Raw genomic sequence first — 25882 nt, forward strand, 5'->3', positions numbered from 1 at the left:
ATCGAGTAATCCAGCCATGTTTAGAACCCAAAGTTAGAGAGCCACGAGGTCGATCCAGCCGAACCCGGCGACACGTTGAAATTGCCGCCTGATCCGGATCCGCCCACGGTGAAGTTGCTGTTTGCGCCGGCCCAGTCGTTCCGGAGGTTTTGCGCGCTGTTGCCGCCCAGCCCGGCAAACTGGTTGTACAGGCCCAGCGCCGCAGATGCGCCGCCCATGACGTTCGCCGCCGTGTTCGTGTAGTACGGCTGCGTGTTAGCCGTCGTCTGGCCCAGGCCGCTGAACTGGCCCAGCAGGCCGCCCACGCGGCCGAAGCGATCGAGCGCAGCATTCTCCTGTGCCTGCGCCCAGTTGAACGCCTGATTGCCCAGGCCCTGCGCCAGCCCGATGCCCGTCGCCTGGTTGGCCGAGTTCAGCTGGTTCGTGTTCTGCTGCGACTGCATGTTCGCCTGGTTGGCCTGCTGCTGCCATCCGGCGTTGGCCAGGCCTGTTTGCTGCTGCAGGCCGGCGTTGAACTGGTTGTTCTGGTTCTGCCAGCCAGCGTTGGCCAGGTTCGCCTGCTGCTGGTAGCCGGTGTTCCCCATCAGCAGCTGCTGCAGCAAGCTCGAGTTGAACTGGTTGTTGTTCAGCCCCTGCGACGAATTCTGCTGGTTCGCCTGCTGCTGGAATCCAGCGTTCTGCATGGCTGTGCCGTACTGGTTGCCGTTCAGCTGGCCCATCGCCGACAGCGCGCGGTTCTGACCGTTATCGAAGGCCTGCGCCTGCGCGCCGACTGCCGCCGTTGTGTTCGCCCGGCCGAAGTTCTCCGCGGCCGTGGCCATCTGCTTCGAGAAGTCGCCAAGCGCGCCGCCCTCAGCCAGCGCCTGCCGGCTTCCGCCGAAGCCGCCGGACATAATCGAGCTGCCGCGGATGCTCGGCAGGATCTTCTCGGTCAGGTTGTCGGTAGCGTCAGCCTGCATGGACTTGAACGCGGCCATGCTCTGGTCGATGCCGCCCTGAATCGACTGTTTGAGGTAGTCGTTTTCGGCCGGGTTCCCGTAGATCATGTTGTTGAACGCCGGGTTCAGGTTGGTGCCGTTCTGCGCCGGCGCGCCGACCTGTGCCGCGCTCGTCCAGCTGTTCGCTGCCAGCGGCGCCTGGCCCATGTTCGCCTGTGCGGCCTGTGCCGACGCCCACTGCGATTGCGGCGCCTGCGCCGATGCCGCCTGCATCTGCGGCGCGCTGATGTTCGAGCCCTGCAGGCCCTGCGCCGCCTGGTTGGACTTGGCCCAGTTGTTGTAGCCGTCGGCGCCGATCAGGTTCTGGAACTGGTTGCCGAACTGCGCCATGTTCGGGTTCTGCTGCGTGTACGCCTGGTTGGCGATCAGCCCGAGCAGGCCGGGACTCGCGGTCGTGCTGTTCCCGTACAACATCGCTTCCATGCGCGGGTCGAGTTGGACTTTCGAGGTATTCGTCGTGCTGCCCGACGAGCCACCACCCGCCGCGCCGGCAATGCCGCCCGCCAGCCCGGCCAAGCCCTGTGCGCCACCGAGCGCGTTAAACATCGTGCTCATTGCTCCTCCACCCCCCGTTGCTCCACCCACTGCACCGCCCGCGGTGCCACCTGCCGTGCCGCCGGCCGCGCCTGCCGCACCACCACCCATCGCCCCGGCCAGGCCAGCCGTGGCATACGCGCCCGCCACCGTGTCGGCGATGCCGTGAAACTGCGATGCCGGGCCCGTGTCGATGCCGGCGGCCGCGGCCTGGTCGTAATACTTCTGCCCAGGGCTGCCGAAATAGTTCACGAGTGCTTCGTTGTCGCTGCCGGTAACGGCGTTCCACGCCTTCGTGGACAGCGGATCCACGCCGGTCAGTAGGCGGGTCGGGTCGTTCCAGATGTCCTTCGCGAAGTTCTTGCTGAAGAGGTTTTCGAACCCGGTAAGTTTGCTCAGCCAGCCCATGATTTTCCTATCCTAAAAAGTGCCAGCCGCCAGCGCGGTAGGCATAAAGTCCATCGCCGCTGCCCGGATCCCAGGGCGCCGCGGCGCGGACAATGTCGTTCTCGGTCGGCGATGCCGGCGCCACGGTGTAGGCCGGCGCGCGGAAGGCGCCACCGCCGGCCGCGAACATTGGTACCCACGCGCCGGCCAGGTAGAAGTAGAAACCCGGGCCGTTGCCAGGGTTCCAGTGCGTGCCATCGGCCAGGCGGAAGTCACCGTCGCGCGGCTTCGGTGGCGCCACATACGTCGGGTCCAGGTGCCCCAACGCCACCTGCTGCAGGACGGCGCTGATCTGCCGGAGTGCCGCGTCTATGTAGGCCGCCAGCACCCGGTCAGCACCCGAGGGCGCCTGCGAGGCCGTAAACATCGGCGCGCTGCTCGATCGCTGTTGCATTACCAGCCCCCCATCATTTCGTATTCGATATCGTAGGAATCGAGCCGCACTTCGAACGCCGTGCCGCTCTCGAACCGGATTGCCACGTATCGGCCGCTCACGAAGCAGTCAGCCGCCACGTCCTCGCCGATCACGAACGGCACCGGGTCGCCCCAGTCCGGCTCGCCCCATGGATCGTCCTGGCCGCCGACGCGAATGATCACCGTTTCGCCGGCGTTGCCGTAGATGCGCGGGCGGATGCCCTTGATCAGTTTCATCTGCTCGGGCGCGTCCAGCGGCAGGCCCCGGCGCTCCAGGTAGAACGCCACCTGCTCGCCGTCCTGCGCGGCCGACGAGTCGAGCATCAGGATTTCCGGCGTTGCCGGCGCCATCAGCACGCGCTCGCTGTCCGGCGCCAGGTCCGGGCCACCCCACAGGCTCGAATCCGACGCCCAGGGCGCCGAATCGGAGTCCCACGTTTGCACCAGGCCGCTCGGCGCGGGGCCGCATTCGGCGTGATGCAGGTTCGGGATGTCCTTGAACGTCACGGTTTGGTCGACGTAGTTCCAGACCATGGCCTCATCGCATACCGTGCTGCCGACGCGCGGGTAGCAGACAAACACCTCGTTCGTGAAGGTCGACTTGAACACGAAGCACAGGCCGAAGCCGTTGACGTCGATGCTCTGGAACAGGTGCCGGCGAGACTTGCGATCCAGCACGGACTTGGCCGACTGGCCGTCGTGCACGATGACGTCGGAACCGGTCAGCACGAAGTGCCAGCCGTCCACCTCGACGATGCAGTTCCGGTTCATGGCGCCCGAGGTGCCCAGTACCTGCTGGAAGCTGAACACGTTCGGCACGCCGATGTAGTCCATGCGCCAGATCGAGCGCTCCTTGTAGATCATGAAGCTATCGCGCAGCTGCAGGCCGTCGACGATCACGTCGTTACCCTCGGCGAGGTCAATGTCGCCCGCCTCGATAGTCGGATCGAGCTCGTTCCACGATGACGGCAGTGCACCCGGTGCCGCCGGCGAGCTCCACTTCACCATGTACGGGTATTTGCTCGCGCCTTTCGTGATGTTCAGCGCGACCAGAAACCCCTTGAAGGAGCGCAGCACCTTGCACGTCATGGTCGAGGGCCATGCGACTACCGTTTTCAGCCGGCTCGTCGTCTTGCCGTCCCAGTACAGCGGCGGGCTGCCCTGGCCGGGGTTCACGATCGGGATGCCGCCGATCACCGTCGAAGTCCAGGTGTTCGGCTGGCCGGTCAGGTCGATATCGACGCCCGCTGTCTGCGGCGTCAGGTTCGTGTGCGTGGTAAGGCCAGCGGCCGACGTGACCGCGTACACCTTCTTCAGCCCGCAATAGATCCAGTACCGCACACCGCTGATCGTCACCGGCAGCAGGTGGTACGGCACCACGGACGTTTCGCCGAACACGGACGAGTGGCCGAAGAACGACATCGCCGAGCCGTTCATGAAGCGGACGTTCCGCGCATCGGACCACACGTTGATTGGAAGATCGTGCTGCGACAGGTCCTTGACGACACCGGCGGCGCCGCACGTCGGAATGCGGGCCAGCATCAGACCTCCAGCGCGGCAGCGGCGACGAACAAGGCGTCGACCTCGGCCTCAGTCTTGCCGAGCGCCTGAGTGATCGTGCGCACCAGCTCGTGGTCGCGCTGCATAGTCAGGGCCTGGTCGAGGAAGGCTTCGGCCCGCGCGCGGCGAATGGGATCGGCGATCGCGGCGATATGCTGGCGCACCAGCGGCATCCGGCCTTCCGAGATCATCACCAGGTGCGCGTTCAGCATCGGAATCACTTCCGGCACGGCCACGGCGGCCGGCGGCGGCACGAACTTGCCGTCCGCGTAGCCCGCGCCGATCGCGGCGCTGCCGGTTGCCTCGATCCAGCCTTCAGCCGTGGCGAATTCCTCGTCGGCCTCCACGATGTTGTCGACCATGCCGTTGCGGATAATTGCGTAGCGTGCCATTACTGCCCCCAAATTCGAAGTTCCCCGCGCGCACCGGCGCCAGATTGCGCACCGGTTTGCGTCGCACCGCCACCGCCGCCTGGTGCTGCGCCATCACCCCCATTGCCAGTGAGGGATGCGACACCACCGGCGCCGCCGAATGTCGACCCCGGCATTGGAACCGGGATGTCGCTTGAAATGCCTTGTCCGCCAGCCGCTCCATATACTGCTGCGCTCGGGCTGTTGGATGAGCCACTGCCGCCGCGCGTCGTGTTGTCACCGGTGTTATTTGCGTAGTACGCCGTACCGCCTGCGTTACCGCTCCCGCCGTAGGCGACAATCCCGGCGAACGTTGAATCCCCGCCGGCATTTCCCGCGCCGCTGGTGGCTTTTGGCACGCCGCCGGCGCCGATGACAACAGCTTCCGAAGCGGCCAGCCGGCTCGCCGGAATATTGAAGGGCGCGCCGCCTGCGCCCGCGCCGCCGCTCGCAGGGGCGCCAGCGCTGCTCTTGTTGCCCGACTGCCCGGCGCCCCACAGGATGCCCTCGAACGTGTCGTAGCCCGGTGGCTTGATGAAGTTGCCCGCGGACGTGAACACCTTGTAGAAAGGCCGCAGCACCACCGAGCGCAGCTGGGAGCCGTCGCACTGGAACAGCCGCACCTCGCCCGGATACATGATCCAGTTGGTAACGCCGTCCGACGATGGGATGTTGACGTTGCCCAGGTCGGCATTGCGCACGTACACAAACCAGCCGCTGCCCAGCGTGGCCATCGCATCGAAGGAGAGCGTGATGTTGCCGGTGCAGTCGATGATGCTCGCCCGATCGGCGAATGCGACCATGTAGTTCGCGTTCTTCCACTGTCGGATCATCTGGTTCGGCGCCTGCTCCCAGGTGGCGTTTATGCCGTCCGGCGTGCACAGAAAGCGGCCATTCTTGCCAGCCATCGCCGGGAGTGAGGCGAAGAATGCTTGCTGCGTGACGAACGCGGTCGTCGCGATCTGCGTGGTGTTCGTGTTCGGTGGCGCGGTCGGTGCTCGTGGCACGTCGGTGAATACGGGCGAAGACAGCGGCGCTTTCGCGTTCAACTGCGCCTGGATCGGCGACGTGACGCCGTCCACGTGGTTCAGTTCGGCCGTCGTCAGCGTGGCGCCGTCGAGAATGTTCAGCTCCGCGGCGTTGGCTGTCACACCGTCGAGAATGTTCAGTTCGGCCGTGCTGGCGAGCAGGCCGGACAGCTTGCTCAATTCCTCGTCAGTCGCGGCGATCGCGCCGTCGATGTTCGGGAACGTGGCCTTCAGTAGCGCTTTCAGCAGGCGCAGGTGGTCATCACCTTCGTTCTTGGGATCCCCAGCAGTTGGATATGCAGGGTTCAGATCATCGATAAACGATCCAGATTCGACTGGCATCAGAAAACTCCGTGTCGGTTGTAGGAGCCGCGTGCGCCCAGCGCAGCAGCGATCTCCGTGCGCAGCGGCACCGCGTTGCTGCGTGCGGCCTCCGCCGCTACGCTGCGCAGCAGACCAGCGAAGCGCTGGGCATACACGGACAGATTGCGGTCGTCGCGGCAGAAGTCCGCCAGCTCGACCAGGGCTCCATAGAAAAACAGGTCCGGCGAGCGCGCGAACAGTTCGTTGGTCGGCGCGTCATCGGACAGAAATACGGTTTGCAGGTACCGGAACACCAGGATGTACGGCACGTCAGCGGGCTTGTCGAACGCCAGCTTGGCGCCGTTGACAGCCCAACAGGCCGGCGGGCCTGCCGTGGTGCTGGCAGGGAGCTGCACAGCGGTCGTCATCACGACATCGCAGCGCTCGCCGCCAGCTGTTCGCCACATGGCCAGCGGCGAACCGTAGCCGGCCGGCAGGTCGATGAAGCGGTCGCCGGCGACCAGGGTAAGAGGCGCCTCGACCTCTTTCGGGAAGGCAGTCAGGCGCCGGTGAATTTCGAGTTCCGCGTTGCGGATGAAGCCCGGCACGCGCGCGGCCAGGTCTTTTCGGTGCGAGCGATCGATGATCGCGGCTTTCAGTTCGGCATAGGTCTGCATCATGCGGCCTTGCGCGCGGGTTTGCGCTTGCCTGGCGCCGACACCTCGTCAGCTGCTTCGGTCGGCGCATCGATAGCGGGCGTCTGCGCTTCATGCCAGTCGCGGAACCCTTCGCCGCGCGCACGCTGCTCGCCGGCGGCATCCATCACGACGCACAGCAGATCGCCGATGTACAGCGCTTTCGGGTACTCCTGAAATTCCATGACGGCTCCATAAAAGAAAAACCCCGCCGAAGCGGGGTTTGTGGGGTTTGCGATTGGTTACTCGGTGACGCGGCAAGCGTGGTCCGGTCGAACCGCTGCGAAGCCGTACAGCACGTCGATACGGGTCGATTCGGTGTCGGTCTGGCCGTTACCGAAGGTCATGACACGCACCGAGAAGCCGTCCAGGCTCGCGGTGTAGCCCTCGCACGAGGCCAGGATCGGCAGCGGCGCGAACGCGGCCGTGAATGCGTCCTTGTGGAACGCGAGCTGCTGGCGATAGCCGGTGTTCGCTGCGCCCACCAGTGCCGCTGCAGCACCGTTCGCCGGCAGGGCCGACACCGTGCCCACGGCATCGGCGGTACTCACCGACAGCGCCGGGTAGATGCCGATCGCGCCAGTGGCACCGGTCGCGGTGAAGTCCGCCGTCACGACGAATTGGCGCAGCTTGCCGTTCGAGACGCCCAGGACCGGGTGCGTACCGAACACGCCCGGGATGGTGAACACCGTACCGCGCAGCAGCGTCTGGCCAGCGGTCAGGCTGCCGATGTTCAGCGTATCGCCGGTCTGGTTGGCACCCGAGATGGTGAAGCCGGCCGCGGTTCCGTTGGCAAACACCGGCAGCGACTGGTTTTCGTACATGTCGAAGTTCTGCGCGCGGGTGATGTAGCCTTCCTTGAACGCCTTGTTGCCGGTGTCGGTCGGGTTCTGCTGGTTCTTGATCGCGTCGGCCAGCTCGTTGCTGGCATCCGAGGACAGCAGCACGGTACGATCACCGCCCGGGGCCAGGTTCCGCTCGAGCACGCTGCGTGCCGAGCCGTACGTCTTGAAGGTGTTCGGCAGCGAACCGGCCGTGCCGACCACGTTCGGCGTCGCCAGCACGCCGCGCCGGATCAGGTCAGCTTGCACGACCGATCCCAGCGAGTTCATCGCAGGCTTCAGGAAACGCGTCCTGAAGTCGCTGATCGACAGCGCCTTTTCTTTCGCCGTAAAGGTGAGCGGCACATGCTTTTGCGTAGCCAGCTGCAGGCGCACTTTCTGCTCACCCTGGCCAGGTGCGGCACCACCATTTGCGAAATTTGCGCCATCGAACACGGTCGGCACCGGCGGGATGCCGATGTCGACGAAGTCGCCCTTCTTGTAACCGTTCGGCTGGTCCTTGAATTCTTCTTCGCGGCCGCGGTTGATGTTGGAGAGGAAGTTCATTTCCTCGGACAGCATAGCCGCTGCTTCGCGGGCCAGCATCTGGTGGGTCAGGATTGCGTTTGGCATTTCTCAGGTTCCTATTTGCGGGTTTGTTTGCGTGATGCGTACCACTCGGCGTCGCTCATCCGCGCCGGGTCTTTCTTCGCACCCTGGCGGGCAGCGCTTACTCGAGTTGCCGGCGGCGGCACGGGCGGTGCCGGCTGTTTCGCGGTTTGTTTCTTCTCCAGCCGGTCGAACAGTTCGGCCTTGTGGGCCAGCTTCAGCAGCGCCGGGCTCTGCACGATCGCCCGTGCCAGCACGGGGTTCATCTGCACGCCCTGCGACTGCATGTACTGGCTCACCTGGTTCTGCCGTTCTTCGGACCAGCCGGGAATTTCACGCTGCACGTACGCATCCGCGTCCTGAACTTGCTTGGCAAGGGCTTGCTGCTCATTCAGTGCAAATTGCTGCTGTTTTTGCGTGAGTTCGTTTGCTGCGGTGTTGCGCTGGGCTTCCAGCGCGCGGCGGTTCTCCTGGTGCTGCAGATACGCATCCAGGTCGTTCTGGCGAAGTGCGTTCCAGTCCACGTTCTCGTACTGCGCCAATTGGTCGTTGATTGCCTCGACTTTGGCGATGTCCTTGATGAACTGCTGATGCGTCTCGCGTTGCCGCTCTACTGCTGCGCGCTCGGCCGCGATGGCCTGGCGCTCCGCCGCTACAGCCTGCGTTTTCTGCGTGTAGTCGGCATCCTTCATCATGCCGGCGCGGATCTTCTCGGCGGCAGTCTTCGGCAGGACGAACTTGCGCCCGTCTACCTCGATTTCATCTTCTTCCTCGAGCGGGTCGCCGCCGTCGGTGTCATCGCCGTCCAGCTCGGCGTCAGCCGGGTTCGGTTCGTCGTGTTGATCCGAATCGGCCGTGTTTGGCAGATCGGAATCCAGGCTCTCGCCGGGTTGTTCCTGGTTGTCCATCGATTGATTTCCTTATGCTGGTTTCGTCATTTGAATGAGCCGACGATTGCTCGATATGTCACGTGGCCGGTGTTGTCGCGCCGGATCATGAACAGATCCAGCACTTCGGGATTGCGGGGGTCTGGCAGGGCCTCGAACTCGTAGCCGAACCACGACCGCATGCGCATCACCAGCTCGCCGCCAGTGATGCCCTGCTCCCTGTAGACCGCGAACCGCTCGCGGGCCCGCTCCATGGTGGTGTCGTCCGGCTGGGGCGGTGCCGCCACTGCCGCCGAAGCGGCCAGCAGCAGCGTCAGGAAGGCGCGACGCATCACGCCCGCTCGATCCGGAAGGTTCGAATACCGACCTTCCCCGACGAACTGCCAGTGCCGCCCACCGAGAACGACAGCGAAATGCTGGTCATGGCAGCGTTGCGCGACATCGGCGCCGAGACGAACGTCAATGCGGGCTGCTCGGCCGTGAAGGTGCTCACATTCCGTGAGGCGGTGAACGCTACCAGCTGGGTCAGCAGGCCGTTGATGTGAGCATGCGCACGCAGCCGGTACAGGTTCGTTGCCGCGAAGATCTTCACCTCGACCACGATGCGGAACTTGTCGCCCACCGCCACCTCAGCCGGGAAATTGATCCCGTTCTGGAACAGCTGGTGGAAGTCGTTGGTGCCACTGTTCGCCACTTCCATCGTGAACCACGACGGCCCGCCGCTCGGATCAGCCTCGAAAGCGCCGACACACGTCTGCGTCCCCACTCCAGTCCCCAGGCCGCCAGTAATTCCCCAGCCGGTCGGCACGACGCCGGTAACGCGGTTGTTCGCGGAAATGGTGCCGGCCGTGCCGCGCAGGTTCGGATTCGGGTTCCAAGCGCCCACGCCCAGCGCCGCGTCGTAGGTATCGAGCAGCGCCTTGCGCGTCTTGTTCACGCCGAAGTCGTGCGAGATCATGCGGACCAGTTCCAGCGACGCGCGGTAGCCGCCGAAAGGCATCAGGTGCACCAGGTCGGTGTGGTAAGCGGCCGTCAGCAGCGCGCCGGCATCAGCTTGTGGGTCGGCCATCTGGTCATAGGCCGACCAGAAGCGGACCATGCCCTTGCCGCGGCAGTATTGCTCCACCAGCGAGGACATGAGCGCCAAGTTCTTCTTGATGGTGTCAGTCTCGTTCCCTCGCGGCAGGATGTCGGCCACATATACCGGCACACCGGTTGCGCGGCAGCGGTCGATGATGGCCGTGATCCGGCCGACCGAGGCCAGCACTGCGGCGCTCGTGCCTGGGCGGTCGTTCGTGCCGATCAGTAGCGCGACGGCGGCCGGGTTCGCGGTAGACAGGGCCTGATCGATGCGCGACAGCAGGTTTTCCGTGTAGTCGCCGCCGATGCCCCACATCACGTAATCGCTGAACGTGTCGCCCAGCGCGCCGGCTACCCAGGCGCCGTACCCGGTCAGGTTGAACGACTGCAGCTCGGGCGGGCTGGAGCCCGACGACGTAACCGTGCCGGCGCCGCTGCCCGCGACCGTCGGCGGTGTCATGAACGTGCCGTCGGCGTTGCGCACGGCGACCATGAGCTGATACGGCGAAGTGCCGGACGACAGCAGGTAGAAGCCACCCTTCGAGACGTCCACCCACGCGCCAGCGGTATCGCCGCCGATCGTCAGGCGCAAGCGCCTCTGGCCGTCCGTGTCGACCGTGAACGTCACATTGGACGGCGCCCGGCCATCCATGCGGCAGAAGCTGATCCAGCTCGTTTCCCACGAATTGCCGCCGAGTTGCGTGTAATCCAGGTTGGTGACCATGTGCCACGCGCGGCCATCGGTATCGATCGGCACGCGGCCGGTACTCTGCTGCGTCAGGCTGTCACCCAGGAAGAGCAGCGGACCTTGCTGACTCACCACCGAAACGCCGGAGCCGGACGACGAGCTGGCCGATGCACTGCCCCAGTCGGACAAGAACGGCGCCAGGGTTCGGGCGGTGGGGCTTTCGTCGATCTCGCACGAGACCGCGCCGCCGCTGGCTGTCACCCGCACGAAGATACTGTCGTTCGCCAGGAGGGATGACGGCTTACCCGAAACGATGCCATTCGGCCAGGCTGCCCACACGGCCACGTTGTTTGCCACTTCGGCAGCGCTCGCATTCGTGCTCTCCACCACCGCCGATGCGCCCGAACCAGGCGTCACCGTTACGATTGCCCCACGCGGGACGGCGCGGGGCGCGGATTTGAGGCCGGCGCCGGTCGTGAAAGTCGTCATTGCTGCATTCCTTCTTGTTGTGCGCCCATTACCTGGGGCGCGGGGTTCATGGGCTGGGAAACTGGCTGCTCTTGTGCCGGCATGGGCTGGGCCGGCGGGGCGATATCAGGGCTGCGCATGACCTGCTGCAGCACCTGCTGAACAATCATCTGTACGGCGGCCGGGTCGATCGCCGCGGCGGCCGGCGCAATGGCCTGCAGGCGGTCGGTCTCGGCCTTGAATGCTTCGATTCGCAGCTTTTCGCGGTCGTTCTTGATCTTCTCGACGTCCATCGAGTGATCCTGCTCGGCCGCTTGGAGCTGCTGGCCCAGCTGCTGGATCTGCTGTGCCATCTGCTGCATCTGCTGCTGCGCGCCTTGCGCCTGCGGGTCCTGTCCTTGCAGCTGCGGCGGCAGCATCTTCTTCAGGCGCTCGGCGATTTCGTCGGCACCAGGCCAGTCCAGGTTCTTGGCCAGCAGATCGCCGATCAGCGGTGCCGCTTGCGGGTTCGCACGGATGTACTCGATCATTTGCGCCGCGGCTTCCTCCCTCTTCGTCGTGTAGCTCGGGCCCGCCTCGCACGTGACGTCGTACTTGCCGGCCTTGAGATCGAACGAGCGCATGACTGCCTGGGCGTCCGCCTGCTCCTGCGGATCCTGCTGTTGCGGCGGCTGGGCGCCGTTCACGGCCACCGTCTCGTTGGTGCCGTCCTCGTGGATGATCCGCATCATTCGTGGGCCCGAATAGACCTTCGGGATCAGGTCGGCCAAGATGCGGCCGGCGTGCCGGATGGCCCGGGACAGGTTGTCCGTGAAGTTGAACGTGCTCACGTCGCCCTCGCGCTGGCGTGCCAGAATCGCGCGGCCCGACGTCTCGTTCGACTGGGCGCCCAGGGAGGCGTCGAACAGCCCCATGATCGATTTCATATCGTCGGAAGCATTCATGGCCTCCTGCAGCGCACCGGCGGGCGGGCCCGCAAAAGGTTGGCGCTGCGGCGGCGGGCTCGGCTGGCCGTTGACGTCGACCGCGTCATACTCGATGTACGGGTGAGTCGCCGTGTTGGCCGTGTTCCACTTGTGCGCGTCGGTCACGAACTGCCCTACCGCGCCCACGAACGGTGCTTTCGGCGCCAGGGCCACAAGCTCCGTGCTGGCCGTGCGCCAGAAGTTGAACATCATCTGCGGGTCCTTGGCGAAACGCACCAGGGACAGCAGGTGCCGCTTGCCCTCGACGATCACCTCATCGCCGTAGACCGGGATGATCGGGATGTATTTCCCGGCCCAGGCGTTCGTTTCCAGCACCGCGCTACCGGTGATGAGGTATTGCGTCACCTTCATCGTGCGGGTCGGCCTCTGGTCGACGACCGTCACCTGGTAAGCGTCGAACAGCGCCTTCGTCTCCGGATCCTCGTAGCGGTCCTGCAGCATCACCACGCCATTCGACAGTTTCACCAAGGTGGCCGGCACTTCCTCGCGCTTCCAGTACTCGGCGACGCGCACCTGGTCTTCGGTGAACCAGTCCTGCTTGTCCTGGCCATCAGTTTCGAAGTCGGAGATCTCGGCGTCTGGCCACTTCGCCTCGAACTCGTCCTTCGGCATCATCTCGGCGATGAAGGCCTTGTTCCAGCCGGACGAATCGGCGCCCATGTCGTCGGGATCGCCGTAGACGGTCAGCGGGTTGCGAATCGGCTCGATCTTGATGTCCTGCTCGAACACGTCGTCGCCGGCATAGTCCGTGATCACCCGGAAGTAGCCGAAACCGCCGGTAACGGCGTTCTCCAGCGCGTTGTCGTAGGCCACGTCGGCATCCGACGTGTACTCGATGTTGCGCGTGACGCCGTCGTACACCTTGGCGGTGGCCTGGTCGGCACCGTCGCCCACCGGGTGGTACTTGATGGATGGCGTGTTTTGCCGGGCGTCGTTCGTCACCTGGCGGATGAACGCCGGCAGCCGGTTCAGGGTCAGGCACGGGCGGCCTTCGTCGGCGCGCTGTTTCCGGATCGCCTCGGGCCACTGCTCGCCCAGCCTGGCGAACTTCACGTCGGCGAGCCAGTTGTCGCGGTTTTCCTGCTCACGCTCCTGCGCGCGGGCGAACACCTTCCGCGCCTCGGTCAGGAGGTCTTCGTCTTTGCTTGCCATATTCGGTTATCCCATCCAGCCCCCGGGAGTGGCGGCAGGTTGTTTCGGTTTAGAGCGGGCGGCCACGGGAGCCCGGGCGAACGTGAGCACGAAGGCATCGGCCCGGTCGGGCGACTTGCCGTACACGGCCTTGTATTCCTTCTTCGACTGCATCAGCAGCAGCCCATCCTTGTACTTGTACTTGACCGATGCCAGCTGCGAACGGAGCTCGCCACAGTTCGGCATCGACACCGGCCCGTCGACCAGGTAGTCGCGCGCATCGCGCCAGATGCGCGCCTTGATGTTGTAGTTCTTGCCGTCGGACAGCCGGGCGCCGGTGTGCACGCCCTGGACCTTGCTCGCATACTTGCCGGCCTTGAGCTGGTCGAAACACGACACGCCCGGGCCATCGAGCTCGATCACGATCACGCCGATTTCGCCGCCGGCCGCGACCAGGTCGTCGCATTCGGACGTGACCACGGCTGCCAGGCCCAGACCATCCAGGCCGCGGCGCGATACCTGCGCCAGGTTCAGCCGGCCGCGCCGCTTGTGGATCACGCTTTCGTCATCACCGAAGTGCGCCGCGTCGACGCCAATGCTCCAGGTGCCGATCGGCTCGACGTCGGCCGGGCCATTGCGCTGCGCGGTGGCGATCAGGTCACCAACGATCCAGGCATCGGACGTCGAGGCGTTGTAATCGATGTCGATTTCCTGTGCCACGATCACCGGATCCAGCGATTCGCGCTGCTTCTGGTACCAGGCGTCGTCCTTGCGCGGATCCTGGCGCCAGTGGAAGGTGAAGACCTTGATCTTGCCGCCGTGCCGCTTCCGGTAGAACGGATTGCCGTTGCCGTTCACGGTGGACAGGTCGATCTTGCAGTTCGAAGTCTGCGACAGCGCGGCATCGATGGCGTCCGGTCGCTCGTAGAAGGCCGATTCGTCCTTGAAGTAGATCGATGTGCGGTTACCGCGGCCGATGTTGTCGCCGGCCTCGCCCACGATCGCGGCGCCGGTCTCCGGATTCAGGATCCGCATGTGCGGCGCGTGCTGCTTCTCGACGTATCCCTTCGGGCGGAACTCGGCCGGCAGCAGCGCGATGAACTGGCGAACCTTCCAGAAGAGCGACTTCGGGTCGCCCAGCTTGTCGACGTATTCCTCCTTGCGGCTACCGAAGCCGATCACCACGCCCGGGTAGAACGTCCACATCCACACCGCGATGCCGACGCACAGCCAGGAAATGCCCATGTCGCGCGACTTCTCCGCCAGCCCATCCTCGCGGCCCAGCCAGCGCTCGCGTACCCAGGTGACGAACTCTTCCTGCTTCGGGAACAGCATGAACGGGATGATGGTCGGCAGCCCGATCTCGGCATTCCGCGGATCGAACGTCATGCCCCAGTCGTTGATGAAGTCGACCGGGTTGGACTTATAGTGCTCCTTCAGGCCGGCCACCAGGCCGGGTTCCGTGCGGATCCGCTGCAGGCGCTCAGCGCGCACCTGGTAGACGCGCTCGTAGTCCGGTGCCTTGAAGTCGAACCAGTCAGGCGCCGCCATCGAGCATCCTCTTGTAGGCCTCTTCGGCGGTGATGGTGAGCGTCGATTCGGTCTTCATCGCCGGCAGGTCGTCGGTACCGCCGTGCGCCACCTTGATGCCGTACTGCTTCGGCTTCAGGCGCTGCGCCGCCTCGATGCGGGCGTAGATGCGCAGCTTGGCCTTGGCCACCGCGTCCTTGTCGGTCTTGCAGTTGTCGGCGATCTCAACGATCTCATCGAACTGCGTGTCGATTTGCGCGCTCTTGGCCGCGTCGTACATTGCCGCGAACAGCGGGTGCTCTGCCTTCCAGCGGAAGACCGTCGCCTTGCTAGGCATGCCCTTGCGCTTGCAGATCGTGGCGATGCTGTCCGTGGTGGATGCCATCGCCGCGCAGAAGCTGGCGGCCAGCTCCGGGTCGTAGATGGATGCGGTCATGGTGATCTGTCAAAAAAATGGCCCGGCGCGCTTCCTGGCGCGGCCGGGCCGAAGTGCCCTGGTCGTTACGCAGGGCGAGGAGACACGTGGTGTTCGATGCGCGGCGGCGCCTGGACGGCGGCGATGCGCGTGCGCTCGAGCTCGATCAACACCATTGCCCAGATGCTCCGGGGATCGCGGGATAGCTGCATGGTTTGCCTATTCGCAACGCGTGTTATCGTTGAGCTTCCTACAACTCAACAAGGGAGAATCATGGATTTCAACGAATTGCTTTTCGCCGCCGAAGCACGCGCGCTGGCATCGAATTGGCTCGGGCAGGATGTCCCGGACGGTCTCGATGGCGAAGCAAGGCGGCAATGGAGGCGGGAGAATCTCGACACGTACATTCTGCGAGCGGCGAAAGAGTTGAAGCGAGTCGCCGAAGTCATTCGAGCAGACCAAGCGGCCGAGTAAGCAAAAAGCCCCGCGTCATCACTGATCGCGGGGCCTCTAGTTCTCCCTGAAGACGCCGGGGGCTGCCATTCTGGCACCCGGATACGCATCTTGAGGGATGGAAATAAGTTGTGAATCGGAATTTACTGTAGAGCTAGGCTTGCCGTCAAGATATTTCACTCAGGAATTTCACGAGTGTTGTTTCGCTCGACAATAGCCTCGATCGCGCGCTGCGCATCCCGGAAGGCGTTGACGAAAACGGTAGCCGGCCGGTGCGCGATCGCCAATTTGCGGCAGACCTCGCCCGGGTGGGCCTGCTGGATGTAGCACCAGTACAGCAGCAGCCGATCGCGGGTGGCCAGGTGCTGCATGCCGGCCTCGATCGCGCTGGCGTCGGCCTCGTCGGGCCCGTGGCGCTCCGGACTGGCGCCCTCGCCCAGGGCCTCACGGCGCAGGTGGTCGCAGAATGCCGCGGTGGGGCTGATGCCGGCGCGGTGCGTAACGCGGTAGACGCGCGCCCAGTTCTCCAGGCGAGAGCCGATGTCGCGGCGTTCCGTCAAGCTGCCTCCCGCTCCGGAGCGATTGCTGCGCCCTTCACGTGCTCCAGCTGCTGCGCGAGCGACAGGATGGCCAGCGCGTCAGCTTGGTTGCTGTCGACCACCTTGAAGCCGCGGGCCCGGGCTGTGTCCATCATCGCGGTCTTGTCGGCGTTGCCCTTGCCGGTCCAGTGCTTCTTGACCTGGCCGACGCCCACCGGGCGCAGCGGCACGTTGTTCGCTGCGCACCACATTTCCAGCATCGCCAGGAAGCCGCCGTACACGTGGGCGGCCAGGGTGCCGGCGTGCTGCTTGACGTCCTCGTAGTAGACCGCGTGGATGTCGGTACCGCTGGCTACGCGCTGCTCGGCGAGGAACTGGCGGAACTTGAGCCAGCGCTGGCCGGCCGCCTCGGTGCGGCGCGGGGCGAACGATGCGCTGCCGCTGTGCACGGTGCCGTCGCGGGTGCAGCGGGCCCAGCCGGTGGTGGTGCCGATGTCGATGGCCAGGATGTTCATGGGTTCGGTTCTCCTTGTTGTTGTGGCGCCCGGCGCGGGGCCGGGCTGTGGTGCTGGGTCAGCCGCGCAGCGCGTGCACGACGCCGCGGAACAGGTAGTCCTTGGCCTGCTGCTCGCGTGGCAGCTGGTCGAACGGCACCAGGCAATGGTGCTGCTTCAGCTCGGGATTTTTCTCAGGGCCGTAGGTCCAGCCTTCGTCGATCTTCTGGCGCATCCAGGCGATGTGACTGGCCTCGGGGCCAAAATCGCCGGACAGATGCAGGTCGACGCCCATGCGTGCGGATACGCGCTGCCATTCGGGAGCGTCTTCCCACGCTGGCTGGCTGCTGTCGCCCAGCGCCTGGCAGTAAGCGCGGTTGACCTCATGCGCTACCCGGGCGATGCGGTCGATCCGCGCACGCGCTCCCTGCAGTTCGTCGGCCACGCCCACGGGCGTCGCCGCGTGCTTTTTCGCCTGGCCGACCTGGTACGGCATCCACGTGGCGTAGCGGCCGCTGGGCGGTGCTTCTTCACCCTCCTGCAGCAACTGCACGTACGGCGTCGGATGCGACACACCGTTGGCGTCGAACACAGCGAGATGCACGCCGCTGATCGCCTCGTCGACGACACGCGTGATGATCGCGGCCAGTGGCTGGCCCTCTTCCGCCGGCGAAAAACCGGAAGACTCGGCATTCGAAGCGGGGTAGAACCAGACGATCCGGCCGACGGTCGGGGTGATGTGGGTGGTGCTCATGGTGCTCCTTGCGTTGGTGCTGCGGTTGGTGCGCTCGCGCGCGAAATGGTCTCAGTCAGGCCCAGTTGGGCAGCGATGCCCCTACTCCCTGCCAGCTATCCCGGGGCACACTGGCCTGTGGCGCCTCGATGCCGTCCATGTGCGGAGAGACGAGCTCGCCCAGGGCTTTGTCGAGGCGGTTGACCCATTGCCGTACGGTCTCGGCGCCGTTCCAGAACAGGTCGGGTCGCTTGTGCTGCGTCAGGTCGGCGCGGATCTTGTCGAGGATCATCCGGCGGTCAGCACGGCCAGGCACCATGCCGCGGGCGATGGTGATGGAGTCGGCCAGCCAGCGGTACCGGTTCACGATCATGGTGATGTGCTGCAGCTGCGCACCGCTGCGGCCGGCATGAAAGAAGCAGGCCCAGTCGTTGGCACCGCTGGTCGAGGCGGTGATAACGCCCAGCAGCGGGCAGCCGTAGGCGATGCACATGCAGGGGTCGCGCTCGGCGACGCGGTCGGCGTGGGTGTGCGTCATGCTGCGAGTCCTTTCCGCTTGTCGATTTCGGCCTGGATCCGGTTGGCGAAGTCCTGGTGGCTTTCGGTGCCGCGGGCGAACAGGCCGATCTCACGACCCTTCTGCTCGATGCCCTGCGGGGTCTTGCGCCAGGCCCAGTCAGCATCGGGCCGCGGCTTCGGCGCTTTCGGTGCAGGCGGGTTCAGCAGCTCTACGATGATCGGCTTCAGGTACGGAACGTGGAACGGCTCTTCGCCCAGCGTTTCCTTTGCCCGCTTGATGGCGTCCAGCAGCAGCACGTCGGTGACGCGCTCGTCCTGCGCCCAGGTCACAGCGACGTCGGGATGGAAGGCCGTGACCTTTTTCACGCCAGCGCCGGTCAGCAGGGTGGCGATGGCGACAGCGCGCATGTCCGGACTGGGTCGATCGAGTCCCGGTCGCGGTGGCAGCCGGTCGTTGTCGTGCTCGCGACTACTGTCCGTAGAGCCGCCGCTGCTTTCTGCTTTTGAAGTTAACTCTCCCTGTCCCTGTCCCTGTCCCTGTCCCTGTCCCTGTCCCTGTCCCTTAAGAGCGTTTTCCAGCGGATTTCCATTGTTCGCGTCGTCGCTTCCAGCGGAAGTCCCTGTGCTTTCCGGCGGAATTCCTGTGGATTCCTGCGGAATATCACTGGAACTCGTGCCCGGTTCTGGTGGAAGTGGCAACAGAGGACGGCCCTCTGCCTCGCGCTGCTTGTTGGATTTCCGAATGCGATCGCACTCTTTCTTCCACTGGTGGTGGACCTTCGCACGCCAGCTTTCCAGCGCTTTCTCCGCGACGACAGGGTGATACAGGCGACCGTCTGCACACTTGATCCAGCCGTGCAGCGCGCCCTCGCGGACGTTCAGCCACTCTTTGACCACGCGGCCGTAGCCGGCAGCCTTGGCCAGGAAGCGATCGTCGTCCGGAAGGGATGCGGCGGGGACCTGGTGCCACGCGGTGCTCCAGAGGAGAACAGCGGCCCAGCATGCCTCGGGGGATTCGTACGCCGCCATGTCGCTGTCACGCAGACGAGCGACATCGAGCGGCATGAACTTGAAGTCCTGCAGGTCGCAGTCCGGTGGTGTAAGGGGTGCCGGTAGGACGGCAGCCTGGTGCGACGTCATGGAGGCGAGACTTCCGCCAGCTGGAACCCGTACGCCTTCGCGGCGCAGCGGTCCCACGCGGCCTGGTATTGCTCGATCGCGGAGTAGGCGTGCCAGTTGAAGCCGTGTTCGTCACGGCCGTAACCGCGCTCGAAGTCAGCTTCGGCCTTCGCATCGATCATCGAGCGCGGGATGATGGAATGATCCATTACGTGCCCTCCTTCGCCTGGTCGATCACGGCGCGCAGTTGCTGGCGCGCGCGGTACTCGGCCCGCTGCTTTTCGCTGTCCCGCTTGTCCGCGATCGCGACCTGGTCGACGCTGCGCCAGACGCGGGCCTGGCGGGCGATGGTCTCGTCCGGTGTTACTGGTGTGGTGGTGCTCTGGTTCATGTGTTTGCCTCGGTGTTACGTCGGTGCCTCGAATTGCCATGTGCCGCCCGCTTCAAAGACGCATGTGCATGCGCGGACGTGCAACTGCGCGGCCCGGGAGCAGCATGGCCATGTTCTGGCCATACCCTGGCCGTTCCGCCGGCGGCCGCGAACGGCTACCCTTGCGCTCGGCCATCCAGCCCTTCGCCAGATCGCGCAACAATTTGCTGCGCGAGACGTCGGCCGCGGTGCACTCCTTCTCCAGCTCGAGGAACTCGTCCGCGTTGAGCAGGGTCTTCACTTCGATGTTGCGTGGTGCCATGGTGGTTTCCTTGTGATGTATTTCAGGACTTCGGTTTGTGAGGGATGTACGGTTTCGCGTTCATGCCGCGGATTAGCTGGGCGGCTCGGTGGCCACCTGATGTTCAGCGGCCAGGCGCAACAGTCCGCTGATGACCTGGTAAGACGGCCGCTTGATTCCGGCGCGGCCGCTTTCCATGTCGCTGATTGATGTTTGCTTCAACCCGATCGCGTTACCGATCTGCGTCTGGGTGAGCCCAGCCTGACGAAGGCTTTTGATCGTGTATGAGATGTCCATGGGAGCGATTATGGGAACTCCGGTAATTGATGTCAACCGGTATTCCGGTTCATTTCCGGGTGAAAATATCGGAATGTCTATAGGGAACCGGTTGAAGCTGGCCAGGAAGGCCGCAAAAATGTCGCAAGTTGAGCTGGCCAAGCGGTCAGGCCTCAACCAGAGCACCATTTCCGATCTGGAAGTTGGCAAGTCACAAGGATCGACCTCCTTGGCTACGCTCGCGGCCATACTGGGAGTCAATGCCCTGTGGCTGGAGACTGGGAAAGGGCCAATGCTTCTGACCGAGGCCCCCCCCGGCCTAGCCGGACTGCCGCCCGGATCGTTCATGCGGGTCGAGGCCGTCGACGACGACGATCCACGGCTGACACTCATCCCGAAGGTGAAGTTGCGCCTGTCGGCTGGCATTAGCGGCTTCGAGGTGGAGCCGGAGCGGTTTGATGGTTCAACCGTCACCGTGCCTACGGACTGGTTGGTACGTAAGGGATACGTGCGCGATAACCTTATCGGCATTCACGTCAGCGGCGAAAGTATGGAGCCCACGCTATATGACGGCGATCTGGTCGTCGTGAATATCGCGGATAAACACGGCGTCGATGGCGGTATTTACGCTTTCAATTACGAGGGCGAAGCGGTTGTTAAAAGACTGACCCGGGATGCCGGGCGTTGGTGGCTGACTTCCGATAATCCGGATCAGCGCAAATATCACAGGAAAGTTTGCGAAGGCGATGCGTGCATCATCGTCGGTCGCGTAGTTCGTAGGGAAAGCGATCGTTTTTAATGCACTATGTAATTACTCGCCTGCGCGGTGTGCGCATGGCCGTGGTGCTGGTTGACCAGCGCTGCCTGGCGGAGCCGCATGCCGCCCGCCTCCTTGCCCGACTACAGGCCCAGTTTGCGACGCCGGCCATGCTTGTGGCGCGTGATGACGCGAGGTGGAAGGGTGCCCGTGCCCGCGCCGACTTTGACGCGCCGCCGTACCTCCATGCGCTGCTGGGTGTAGAGGATCTGGAATGGTCCGAGCTGCCCGACGAGTGCGAGGCCGAATTACCCTTCTGATTAAATTAGCTTGGCGTTTATATGCGACCACTACTATTAATTCCCACCCTCATCCTTTGTGCATGTGCTGCGAAGCCAGCAAAACAGATGAGCGAATCAAATCGTTATCGGGTAGAGGCGTATCCGCAAGCCGGCAATTCGATAAAGTGGTCAACATATTATGAGGGCGTCCACAGCCGATTAGTCGCAGCTGGTGCGCCAACGGATCGCATCACGCTTGCGAAGGATGCGATTGACTTCGCGCACGCCTATGAAGCCGGGTTGATCACCGAAGCGGGATTTAACGACAGGCGGCTTTCGCTATCGAGCCGGCAGGCCTATCTGGATAAGCGCGATGGAGTATACGACCCGATGCCACAGGAAGCTCCCCGTTCGCAGGCATCCAGTGGCAACACGTGGAAGAAGGTCGGCGCAGTGCTGGCAGTAGGTTTGGTTGCCGCTGCGGCAGCCAAGGGGTCTCACGCTGGTGGATATGCCGCACCGGTGAGCAATGATTTTGATTGGGCGTGGGACCTGCAGAATGCGCCGCATGGAGGCACGCAGTGGGTTTGCCGAGGCAGGCAGACCGGCTGGTACGCCGAGCAATGGCGCTGCGCAAACAAGTTCCAATCCGACGCGACCTGGCCAGGCCTGTAAGAGAAAATCCCCCTGCAAGATACAGCCCGCTGCGTGCGGGCTTTTTTGCGTCCACGCAACGGTAGTGCCGAGAAAATATCGACGTTTCTATATCGACGGATATCGGCCACCTTCATAATATGGGAAAACCGGTTGACACCAAATACCGGAAGACCGATACTAGCTCCATCGAAACGCGCACCACAGCGCACCGACTGGAGCCCGAAATGTCCCGCCACGACCCCGACAACGAGCAGTACGAAGAAGCCCTCACCATCGAAGCCCGTGCCCAGCACGCAGTGATCATGGCGTCGCTGAAGGCCGGCGCGCCGCAGAACCTGGCGGTCATCACCAACGCCCTCGACGAATACCTGATGGACCTGCACTCGCTGGCCGACCTGGTCGAGAAGAGCGTCGCCGGCGAGAACGCGCTGCTGCCGATCATCACCGATCTGGTGTGGACCGAAGCCCAGGACCGCGCCAAGACCGAGATGGCGCGCCGCGAGCGCGAAGGCCGTGCCGCTGATGCTGATGCCCGCGCCGAGCGCGCGCGGCTGAACCGCGAATACGCGTGAAGAACGCGCGCCGCCCTGGCGCGCGCCGTCAAGAGATAGGAGCGGCGCACCCCTTCAACGTGCGCCATGCCCTGAACTCGGGTCAGGAAATAGAGGGAGCGGGATCTCGAATGCCCTGGCAGCCGGAACAGACGGCACCCCAACACCAACAACCGCCGGCGCGCCGGTCCAACACAGGGAGCAGCAGGATGGAAAAGACGAATGACGGCGGCCGGGCCTTTCCGGATCCGGGCCGCGCGCAAAGTGCCAAGCAGCGGCAGGTGCTGACTGAAACCGGCATGACGCTGCGCGACTACTTCGCGGCGAAGGCGATCCAAGGAATGCTGGCCGTGCCAGATGACCAACGGTATGGCGATCGGGCAGACAAATCCCTGTCCGTCCAAGCGTGGCAGAACTGGTGCGTCAGCGGCATGGTCGAACACGCCTACCGGGTTGCAGACGCCATGATCGCCGCCCGCGCCGCTGCAGGTGCCGCATGACCGCCCTCGCCCGCGTCGCGCGCCGCATCGTGCGCAAAGCCCTGAAACCGATCCGCCTGTGGCTGCTGGAACTGCGCGCCGCGCGCGCTGCTGAATACGCCGCCGACTTGGCCGCGCTGCGCGAACTGCACACCCAGCTGCTCGCGGCGGAAGAGGAACGCCTGGTGCGCCTGGCCGCCGAACGCATGCAGATCGAACGGGGGCTCGCATGATCGTCGGCACCGTCCTTGGCGCTACGCGCTTCATCCGCACCCAGTACCGCCTCTACCTGCGCGTCGGCATGGAGCCGCGCCACGCACTGAAGCGCGCCGTGCGCAGCTACTTCTCCGGCTTTTAACCAGAAAGGAATCACCACATGAATCAAGTCGCCACCAGCCCGGCCAAGAGCCTCAGCACGTTCCTGGACAAGTACAAGGGCCAGATCGCCAACGCCCTGCCGAAGCACATCACGCCGGACCGCATGGTGCGCCTGACGATGACGGCCTTCAGCCAGAACGCGGCGCTGCAGAAGTGCGATCTGCACAGCATCTTCGGCTCGGTCGTCGTTGCCGCGCAGCTGGGCCTCGAGATCGGCGTCGGCGGACAAGGCTACCTGGTCCCCTACGGGAACAAGGCGACTTTCGTCCCGGGCTGGCAAGGCCTGGTCGACCTGGTCTCGCGCGCCGGCCGTGCCACGGTCTGGACCGGTGCGGTGTATCGCGGCGACGAATTCGACTGGGCGCTGGGAGATCGGCCATTCATCAAGCACCGCCCGGGCGCCGGCGGCGACACCTGGAAGGACATCACGCACGTGTATGCCGTCGGCCGCGTGAACGGCAGCGAATACCCGGTGATTGAGGTGTGGACGATGGAACGCGTGGTGAAGCACCTGAATAAGTTCAACAAAGTCGGCAGCCGCCACTACGCGCTGGAGAAAAGCGGCCAGAACATGGAAATGTACGCCCGCAAGGTGGTGCTGCTGCAGGTGCTGAAGTACATGCCGAAATCGATCGAAGTGCAGCGCGCCGTCGACGTGGCCACGGCGGTGGACGCCGGCAAGAACTTCACCATCGACCAGGACCTGGTGACGATCGACGAGCGCGACGACGACCAGGGCGATGGCGCGGGCGCCGCCGAAGCTGCGGAACATGCCAGCGCCGGTACCGCCACCGCCAGCACCGCCGGCGCGCGCGGCGATCTGCCGATGTGCACGACCGAGAACTTCAACAAGAACAAGGCCGGCTGGCGCGAGCAAATCGTCGGCGGCAAGAAAACGGTCGCGCAGCTGGTCGCGATGATCGAAACGCGCCAGCTGCTCACCGAAGACCAGAAGCTCACGATCGACAGCTGGACCCACGAAAACGACTGAGCCCACAGCCCCGCGCCGGCGGGGCTCCCCTACCCTTACCAAGGAAATCAACATGCAAATCCACGATCTCGTGCAGGGCAGCCCGGAATGGGCAGCGTTCCGCCTCGAGCACTTCGGCGCCAGTGAGGCGGCGGCCATGCTGGGTATCTCCTCCCGCGTGTCGCGCACCGAGCTGCTGCACATGAAGCACACCGGCACGGCGCAGGAGTTCAGCGACTGGGTGCAGAAAAACATCCTCGACTACGGCCACGAGGTGGAAGCGCTGGCGCGCCCACTGGTCGAAGAGCAGATCGGTGACGAGCTGTACCCGGTCACGTGCTCCACTGGCCGCCTGTCGGCTTCGTGCGACGGCCTGACCATGGGCGAAGACATCGCATTCGAGCACAAGCAATGGAATGAAGCGCTGGCCGCGTCGATCGAAGCTGGCCGGCTGCCGGACGAATACATGCCCCAGCCGCAGCAGATCATGATGGTGACCGGCTGCAGCAAGGTGGTGTTCGTGTGTTCGGATGGCACGCCCGATCGCTTCGTGTCGATCGACGTGCTGCCGAACCCTGAATGGCAGGAGCGCATCCGCGCCGGCTGGAATCAGTTCGAGGCCGACCTGGTCACCTACCAGCCGCGCGAGTATGCGGCGAAGCCCGAAGCGGATCCGATCATGGCGCTGCCGGCGCTGGTGATCCAGATCCAGGGCAAGGTGGCGAACAGCAATCTGCCGGCATTCCAGGCGAAGGCCGAGCGCTTCATCGCCGCCATCAAGACCGATCTGCTGACCGACGACGATTTCGCGAACGCCGAAGCCACGGTGAAGTTCTGCGAGCAGGCCGAAGACAACCTCGAGCTGGCCAAGGCCGCGGCGCTGGAGCAGACCGTCGATATCGCCGAGCTGATGCGCACCATCGACCACCTGTCCGGCCAGCTGCGCGCCAAGCGCCTGACACTGCAGAAGACCATCAAGGACAAGAAAGAGCTGATCAAGGCGGGCATCCTCGCCCAGGCCAAGCTGGCCTTCCAGGAACACGTGGCCGCGCTCGAGCAGGAAATCGCACCGCTGCGCCTGGTGTTCCAGGCTCGCGACTTCGCCGGCGCCATGAAGAACAAGCGCACCCTGGCCACGCTGCAGGACGCGGTCGACACGGAACTGGCTGCCGGGAAGATCTCCGTGAACGCGATCGCCGCGGCGGTGCGCGGCCGGCTGACCTGGTACCGCGAGCACGCGGCCAACCACGAATTCCTGTTCGCCGACCTGCAGAACGTCATCCAGAAGGCGGACGAAGATTTCCACCTGGTGGTGAACAGCCGGATCGAGAACCACAAGCGCATCGAGGCCGAAAAGGCGGAGAAAGCCAAGCAGGTGCTGCAGGAACTGGAAGCGGCTCAGGCTCAGGCGGCAGCCGCGGCACGCGCGCAGCAGGAAGCAGCGGTGCAACAGCAGCAAGTCGCTGTGCAGACGCACCAGTCGCCTGAAGCTGAAGTGACATGGCCCGCCCCCGGTTCCACGCCAGCTGCTGCGCGGCCAGCGCCGGCAGCCGCCGCCGACACGCCGCCGAGCCTGCGCCTGGGCCAGATCGGCACACGCCTCGGCTTCAACCTGACGGCCGAATTCCTCGGCACGCTGGGCTTCGCTTCCGCCGGCCGCGATCGCGCCGCGGTGCTGTACCACGAGGCCGACTTCCCGGCGATCTGCGCCGCGCTGATCGACCACATCGACCACGTCCGCCAGGGGATGCCGGCATGACGACGCAGCGTCTTTCCACCTGGTTGGCACTGCGCTGCCGGGAGGCGCCTTTCCAGCGTTTCCTGCGCGTGCCTGACGAGCAGGCTGCCGCGCAGTCCGTGCGCGCCATCTGCGCCGTGGAGTCGCGCGGCGAGATCGATCGTGACGAGGCGGCCGCGCGCCGCTTCCACACGCTGATCCGGATCCCGTACGCCAACTTCATGCTCGACCCGAATAACCAGACCACCACCGAGGAGATGTAA

General features: G+C 64.6%; 34 protein-coding genes. 11 read left to right on the forward strand and 23 right to left on the reverse strand.

The window, feature by feature from the left end:
* Positions 1–20: 20 nt before the first annotated feature.
* The 14 genes from OU994_RS18025 to OU994_RS18090 are packed head-to-tail and all read right to left on the reverse strand — an operon-like array spanning position 21 to position 15025.
* A complete protein-coding gene (locus OU994_RS18025) occupies positions 21–1940 on the reverse strand; it encodes a hypothetical protein (protein ID WP_281607011.1) in 1920 nt (639 codons plus the stop codon).
* A gap of 7 nt (positions 1941–1947) precedes the next feature.
* Positions 1948–2373, reverse strand: coding sequence for a hypothetical protein (locus OU994_RS18030; protein WP_281607012.1), 426 nt, complete (start codon positions 2371–2373; stop codon positions 1948–1950).
* Positions 2373–3935, reverse strand: a complete 1563-nt coding sequence (locus tag OU994_RS18035) for a hypothetical protein (protein WP_281607013.1) — start codon at positions 3933–3935, stop codon at positions 2373–2375. The genes OU994_RS18030 and OU994_RS18035 overlap by 1 nt, the downstream gene beginning before the upstream one ends.
* Positions 3935–4345 (reverse strand): hypothetical protein, encoded by a 411-nt coding sequence (locus tag OU994_RS18040; protein WP_281607014.1) that lies wholly within the window; start codon positions 4343–4345, stop codon positions 3935–3937. The genes OU994_RS18035 and OU994_RS18040 overlap by 1 nt, the downstream gene beginning before the upstream one ends.
* The gene (locus OU994_RS18045) at positions 4345–5733 is read right to left on the reverse strand and encodes a hypothetical protein (RefSeq protein ID WP_281607015.1); all 1389 of its coding nucleotides are present in this window, start codon (positions 5731–5733) and stop codon (positions 4345–4347) included. The genes OU994_RS18040 and OU994_RS18045 overlap by 1 nt, the downstream gene beginning before the upstream one ends.
* Complete coding sequence (locus OU994_RS18050) at positions 5733–6374, reverse strand: hypothetical protein (protein WP_281607016.1); 642 nt, start codon at positions 6372–6374, stop codon at positions 5733–5735. Before OU994_RS18050 ends, OU994_RS18045 begins: the two co-directional genes overlap by 1 nt.
* Positions 6371–6574, reverse strand: a complete 204-nt coding sequence (locus OU994_RS18055) for a hypothetical protein (RefSeq protein ID WP_281607017.1) — start codon at positions 6572–6574, stop codon at positions 6371–6373. Before OU994_RS18055 ends, OU994_RS18050 begins: the two co-directional genes overlap by 4 nt.
* A 57-nt stretch (positions 6575–6631) precedes the next feature.
* The gene (locus tag OU994_RS18060) at positions 6632–7843 is read right to left on the reverse strand and encodes a P22 phage major capsid protein family protein (RefSeq protein ID WP_281607018.1); all 1212 of its coding nucleotides are present in this window, start codon (positions 7841–7843) and stop codon (positions 6632–6634) included.
* 11 nt (positions 7844–7854) lie between these two features.
* Positions 7855–8727, reverse strand: a complete 873-nt coding sequence (locus tag OU994_RS18065) for a hypothetical protein (protein WP_281607019.1) — start codon at positions 8725–8727, stop codon at positions 7855–7857.
* A 26-nt stretch (positions 8728–8753) separates the two neighbouring features.
* Positions 8754–9041, reverse strand: coding sequence for a hypothetical protein (locus OU994_RS18070; protein WP_281607020.1), 288 nt, complete (start codon positions 9039–9041; stop codon positions 8754–8756).
* Positions 9038–10963, reverse strand: coding sequence for a GDSL-type esterase/lipase family protein (locus OU994_RS18075; protein ID WP_281607021.1), 1926 nt, complete (start codon positions 10961–10963; stop codon positions 9038–9040). The genes OU994_RS18070 and OU994_RS18075 overlap by 4 nt, the downstream gene beginning before the upstream one ends.
* Positions 10960–13080: a portal protein gene (locus OU994_RS18080; protein ID WP_281607022.1), complete on the reverse strand. Its 2121-nt coding sequence runs from the start codon at positions 13078–13080 to the stop codon at positions 10960–10962. The genes OU994_RS18075 and OU994_RS18080 overlap by 4 nt, the downstream gene beginning before the upstream one ends.
* A 6-nt stretch (positions 13081–13086) precedes the next feature.
* Positions 13087–14610, reverse strand: a complete 1524-nt coding sequence (locus OU994_RS18085) for a hypothetical protein (RefSeq protein ID WP_281607023.1) — start codon at positions 14608–14610, stop codon at positions 13087–13089.
* Positions 14597–15025 (reverse strand): hypothetical protein, encoded by a 429-nt coding sequence (locus tag OU994_RS18090; protein WP_281607024.1) that lies wholly within the window; start codon positions 15023–15025, stop codon positions 14597–14599. Before OU994_RS18090 ends, OU994_RS18085 begins: the two co-directional genes overlap by 14 nt.
* A gap of 252 nt (positions 15026–15277) precedes the next feature.
* On the opposite strand from OU994_RS18090, the gene OU994_RS18095 reads away from it, so the two are divergent.
* The gene (locus OU994_RS18095) at positions 15278–15478 is read left to right on the forward strand and encodes a hypothetical protein (RefSeq protein ID WP_281607025.1); all 201 of its coding nucleotides are present in this window, start codon (positions 15278–15280) and stop codon (positions 15476–15478) included.
* Positions 15479–15633: 155 nt separating this feature from the next.
* Here OU994_RS18095 and OU994_RS18100 read toward each other — a convergent pair whose 3' ends face one another.
* From OU994_RS18100 to OU994_RS18140, 9 genes are all read right to left on the reverse strand, one after another.
* On the reverse strand, positions 15634–16017 hold the full coding sequence (locus OU994_RS18100; protein WP_281607026.1) for a hypothetical protein: 384 nt from the start codon (positions 16015–16017) through the stop codon (positions 15634–15636).
* Positions 16014–16511 carry a hypothetical protein gene (locus OU994_RS18105; protein ID WP_281607027.1) on the reverse strand — a complete coding sequence of 166 codons (498 nt, stop codon included), beginning with the start codon at positions 16509–16511 and terminating at the stop codon, positions 16014–16016. The genes OU994_RS18100 and OU994_RS18105 overlap by 4 nt, the downstream gene beginning before the upstream one ends.
* Positions 16512–16569: 58 nt before the next feature.
* A complete protein-coding gene (locus OU994_RS18110) occupies positions 16570–17244 on the reverse strand; it encodes a RyR domain-containing protein (RefSeq protein ID WP_281607028.1) in 675 nt (224 codons plus the stop codon).
* A gap of 55 nt (positions 17245–17299) precedes the next feature.
* Positions 17300–17761, reverse strand: coding sequence for a hypothetical protein (locus tag OU994_RS18115; protein ID WP_281607029.1), 462 nt, complete (start codon positions 17759–17761; stop codon positions 17300–17302).
* Positions 17758–18882, reverse strand: a complete 1125-nt coding sequence (locus OU994_RS18120) for a DUF1376 domain-containing protein (RefSeq protein WP_281607030.1) — start codon at positions 18880–18882, stop codon at positions 17758–17760. Before OU994_RS18120 ends, OU994_RS18115 begins: the two co-directional genes overlap by 4 nt.
* On the reverse strand, positions 18879–19070 hold the full coding sequence (locus OU994_RS18125) for a hypothetical protein (protein WP_281607031.1): 192 nt from the start codon (positions 19068–19070) through the stop codon (positions 18879–18881). The genes OU994_RS18120 and OU994_RS18125 overlap by 4 nt, the downstream gene beginning before the upstream one ends.
* Positions 19070–19252 (reverse strand): hypothetical protein, encoded by a 183-nt coding sequence (locus OU994_RS18130; RefSeq protein WP_281607032.1) that lies wholly within the window; start codon positions 19250–19252, stop codon positions 19070–19072. The genes OU994_RS18125 and OU994_RS18130 overlap by 1 nt, the downstream gene beginning before the upstream one ends.
* A gap of 52 nt (positions 19253–19304) precedes the next feature.
* The gene (locus tag OU994_RS18135) at positions 19305–19553 is read right to left on the reverse strand and encodes a hypothetical protein (protein WP_281607033.1); all 249 of its coding nucleotides are present in this window, start codon (positions 19551–19553) and stop codon (positions 19305–19307) included.
* A 72-nt stretch (positions 19554–19625) separates the two neighbouring features.
* Positions 19626–19829 (reverse strand): helix-turn-helix transcriptional regulator, encoded by a 204-nt coding sequence (locus OU994_RS18140; RefSeq protein WP_281607034.1) that lies wholly within the window; start codon positions 19827–19829, stop codon positions 19626–19628.
* Here OU994_RS18140 and OU994_RS18145 point away from each other — a divergent pair.
* From OU994_RS18145 to OU994_RS18190, 10 genes are all read left to right on the forward strand, one after another.
* Entirely contained in the window at positions 19828–20607 is a 780-nt protein-coding gene (locus OU994_RS18145; RefSeq protein WP_281607035.1) for a helix-turn-helix transcriptional regulator, read from the forward strand. The two genes, OU994_RS18140 and OU994_RS18145, sit on opposite strands and share 2 nt — an antisense overlap.
* A gap of 35 nt (positions 20608–20642) precedes the next feature.
* On the forward strand, positions 20643–20885 hold the full coding sequence (locus OU994_RS18150; RefSeq protein WP_281607036.1) for a hypothetical protein: 243 nt from the start codon (positions 20643–20645) through the stop codon (positions 20883–20885).
* An 87-nt stretch (positions 20886–20972) separates the two neighbouring features.
* Positions 20973–21521 (forward strand): hypothetical protein, encoded by a 549-nt coding sequence (locus OU994_RS18155; protein WP_281607037.1) that lies wholly within the window; start codon positions 20973–20975, stop codon positions 21519–21521.
* A 206-nt stretch (positions 21522–21727) separates the two neighbouring features.
* Complete coding sequence (locus OU994_RS18160; RefSeq protein ID WP_281607038.1) at positions 21728–22075, forward strand: hypothetical protein; 348 nt, start codon at positions 21728–21730, stop codon at positions 22073–22075.
* Between the two features lie 188 nt (positions 22076–22263).
* A complete protein-coding gene (locus OU994_RS18165; RefSeq protein WP_281607039.1) occupies positions 22264–22554 on the forward strand; it encodes a hypothetical protein in 291 nt (96 codons plus the stop codon).
* On the forward strand, positions 22551–22766 hold the full coding sequence (locus tag OU994_RS18170) for a hypothetical protein (protein WP_281607040.1): 216 nt from the start codon (positions 22551–22553) through the stop codon (positions 22764–22766). The genes OU994_RS18165 and OU994_RS18170 overlap by 4 nt, the downstream gene beginning before the upstream one ends.
* Positions 22763–22891 (forward strand): hypothetical protein, encoded by a 129-nt coding sequence (locus tag OU994_RS18175; RefSeq protein WP_281607041.1) that lies wholly within the window; start codon positions 22763–22765, stop codon positions 22889–22891. The genes OU994_RS18170 and OU994_RS18175 overlap by 4 nt, the downstream gene beginning before the upstream one ends.
* An 18-nt stretch (positions 22892–22909) precedes the next feature.
* Complete coding sequence (locus OU994_RS18180; protein ID WP_281607042.1) at positions 22910–23902, forward strand: recombinase RecT; 993 nt, start codon at positions 22910–22912, stop codon at positions 23900–23902.
* Between the two features lie 52 nt (positions 23903–23954).
* Complete coding sequence (locus OU994_RS18185) at positions 23955–25640, forward strand: YqaJ viral recombinase family protein (protein WP_281607043.1); 1686 nt, start codon at positions 23955–23957, stop codon at positions 25638–25640.
* The gene (locus OU994_RS18190) at positions 25637–25882 is read left to right on the forward strand and encodes a hypothetical protein (protein ID WP_281607044.1); all 246 of its coding nucleotides are present in this window, start codon (positions 25637–25639) and stop codon (positions 25880–25882) included. Before OU994_RS18185 ends, OU994_RS18190 begins: the two co-directional genes overlap by 4 nt.

The organism is Pseudoduganella sp. SL102, assembly GCF_027856995.1.
Classification (GTDB): domain Bacteria; phylum Pseudomonadota; class Gammaproteobacteria; order Burkholderiales; family Burkholderiaceae_D; genus Rugamonas; species Rugamonas albidiflava.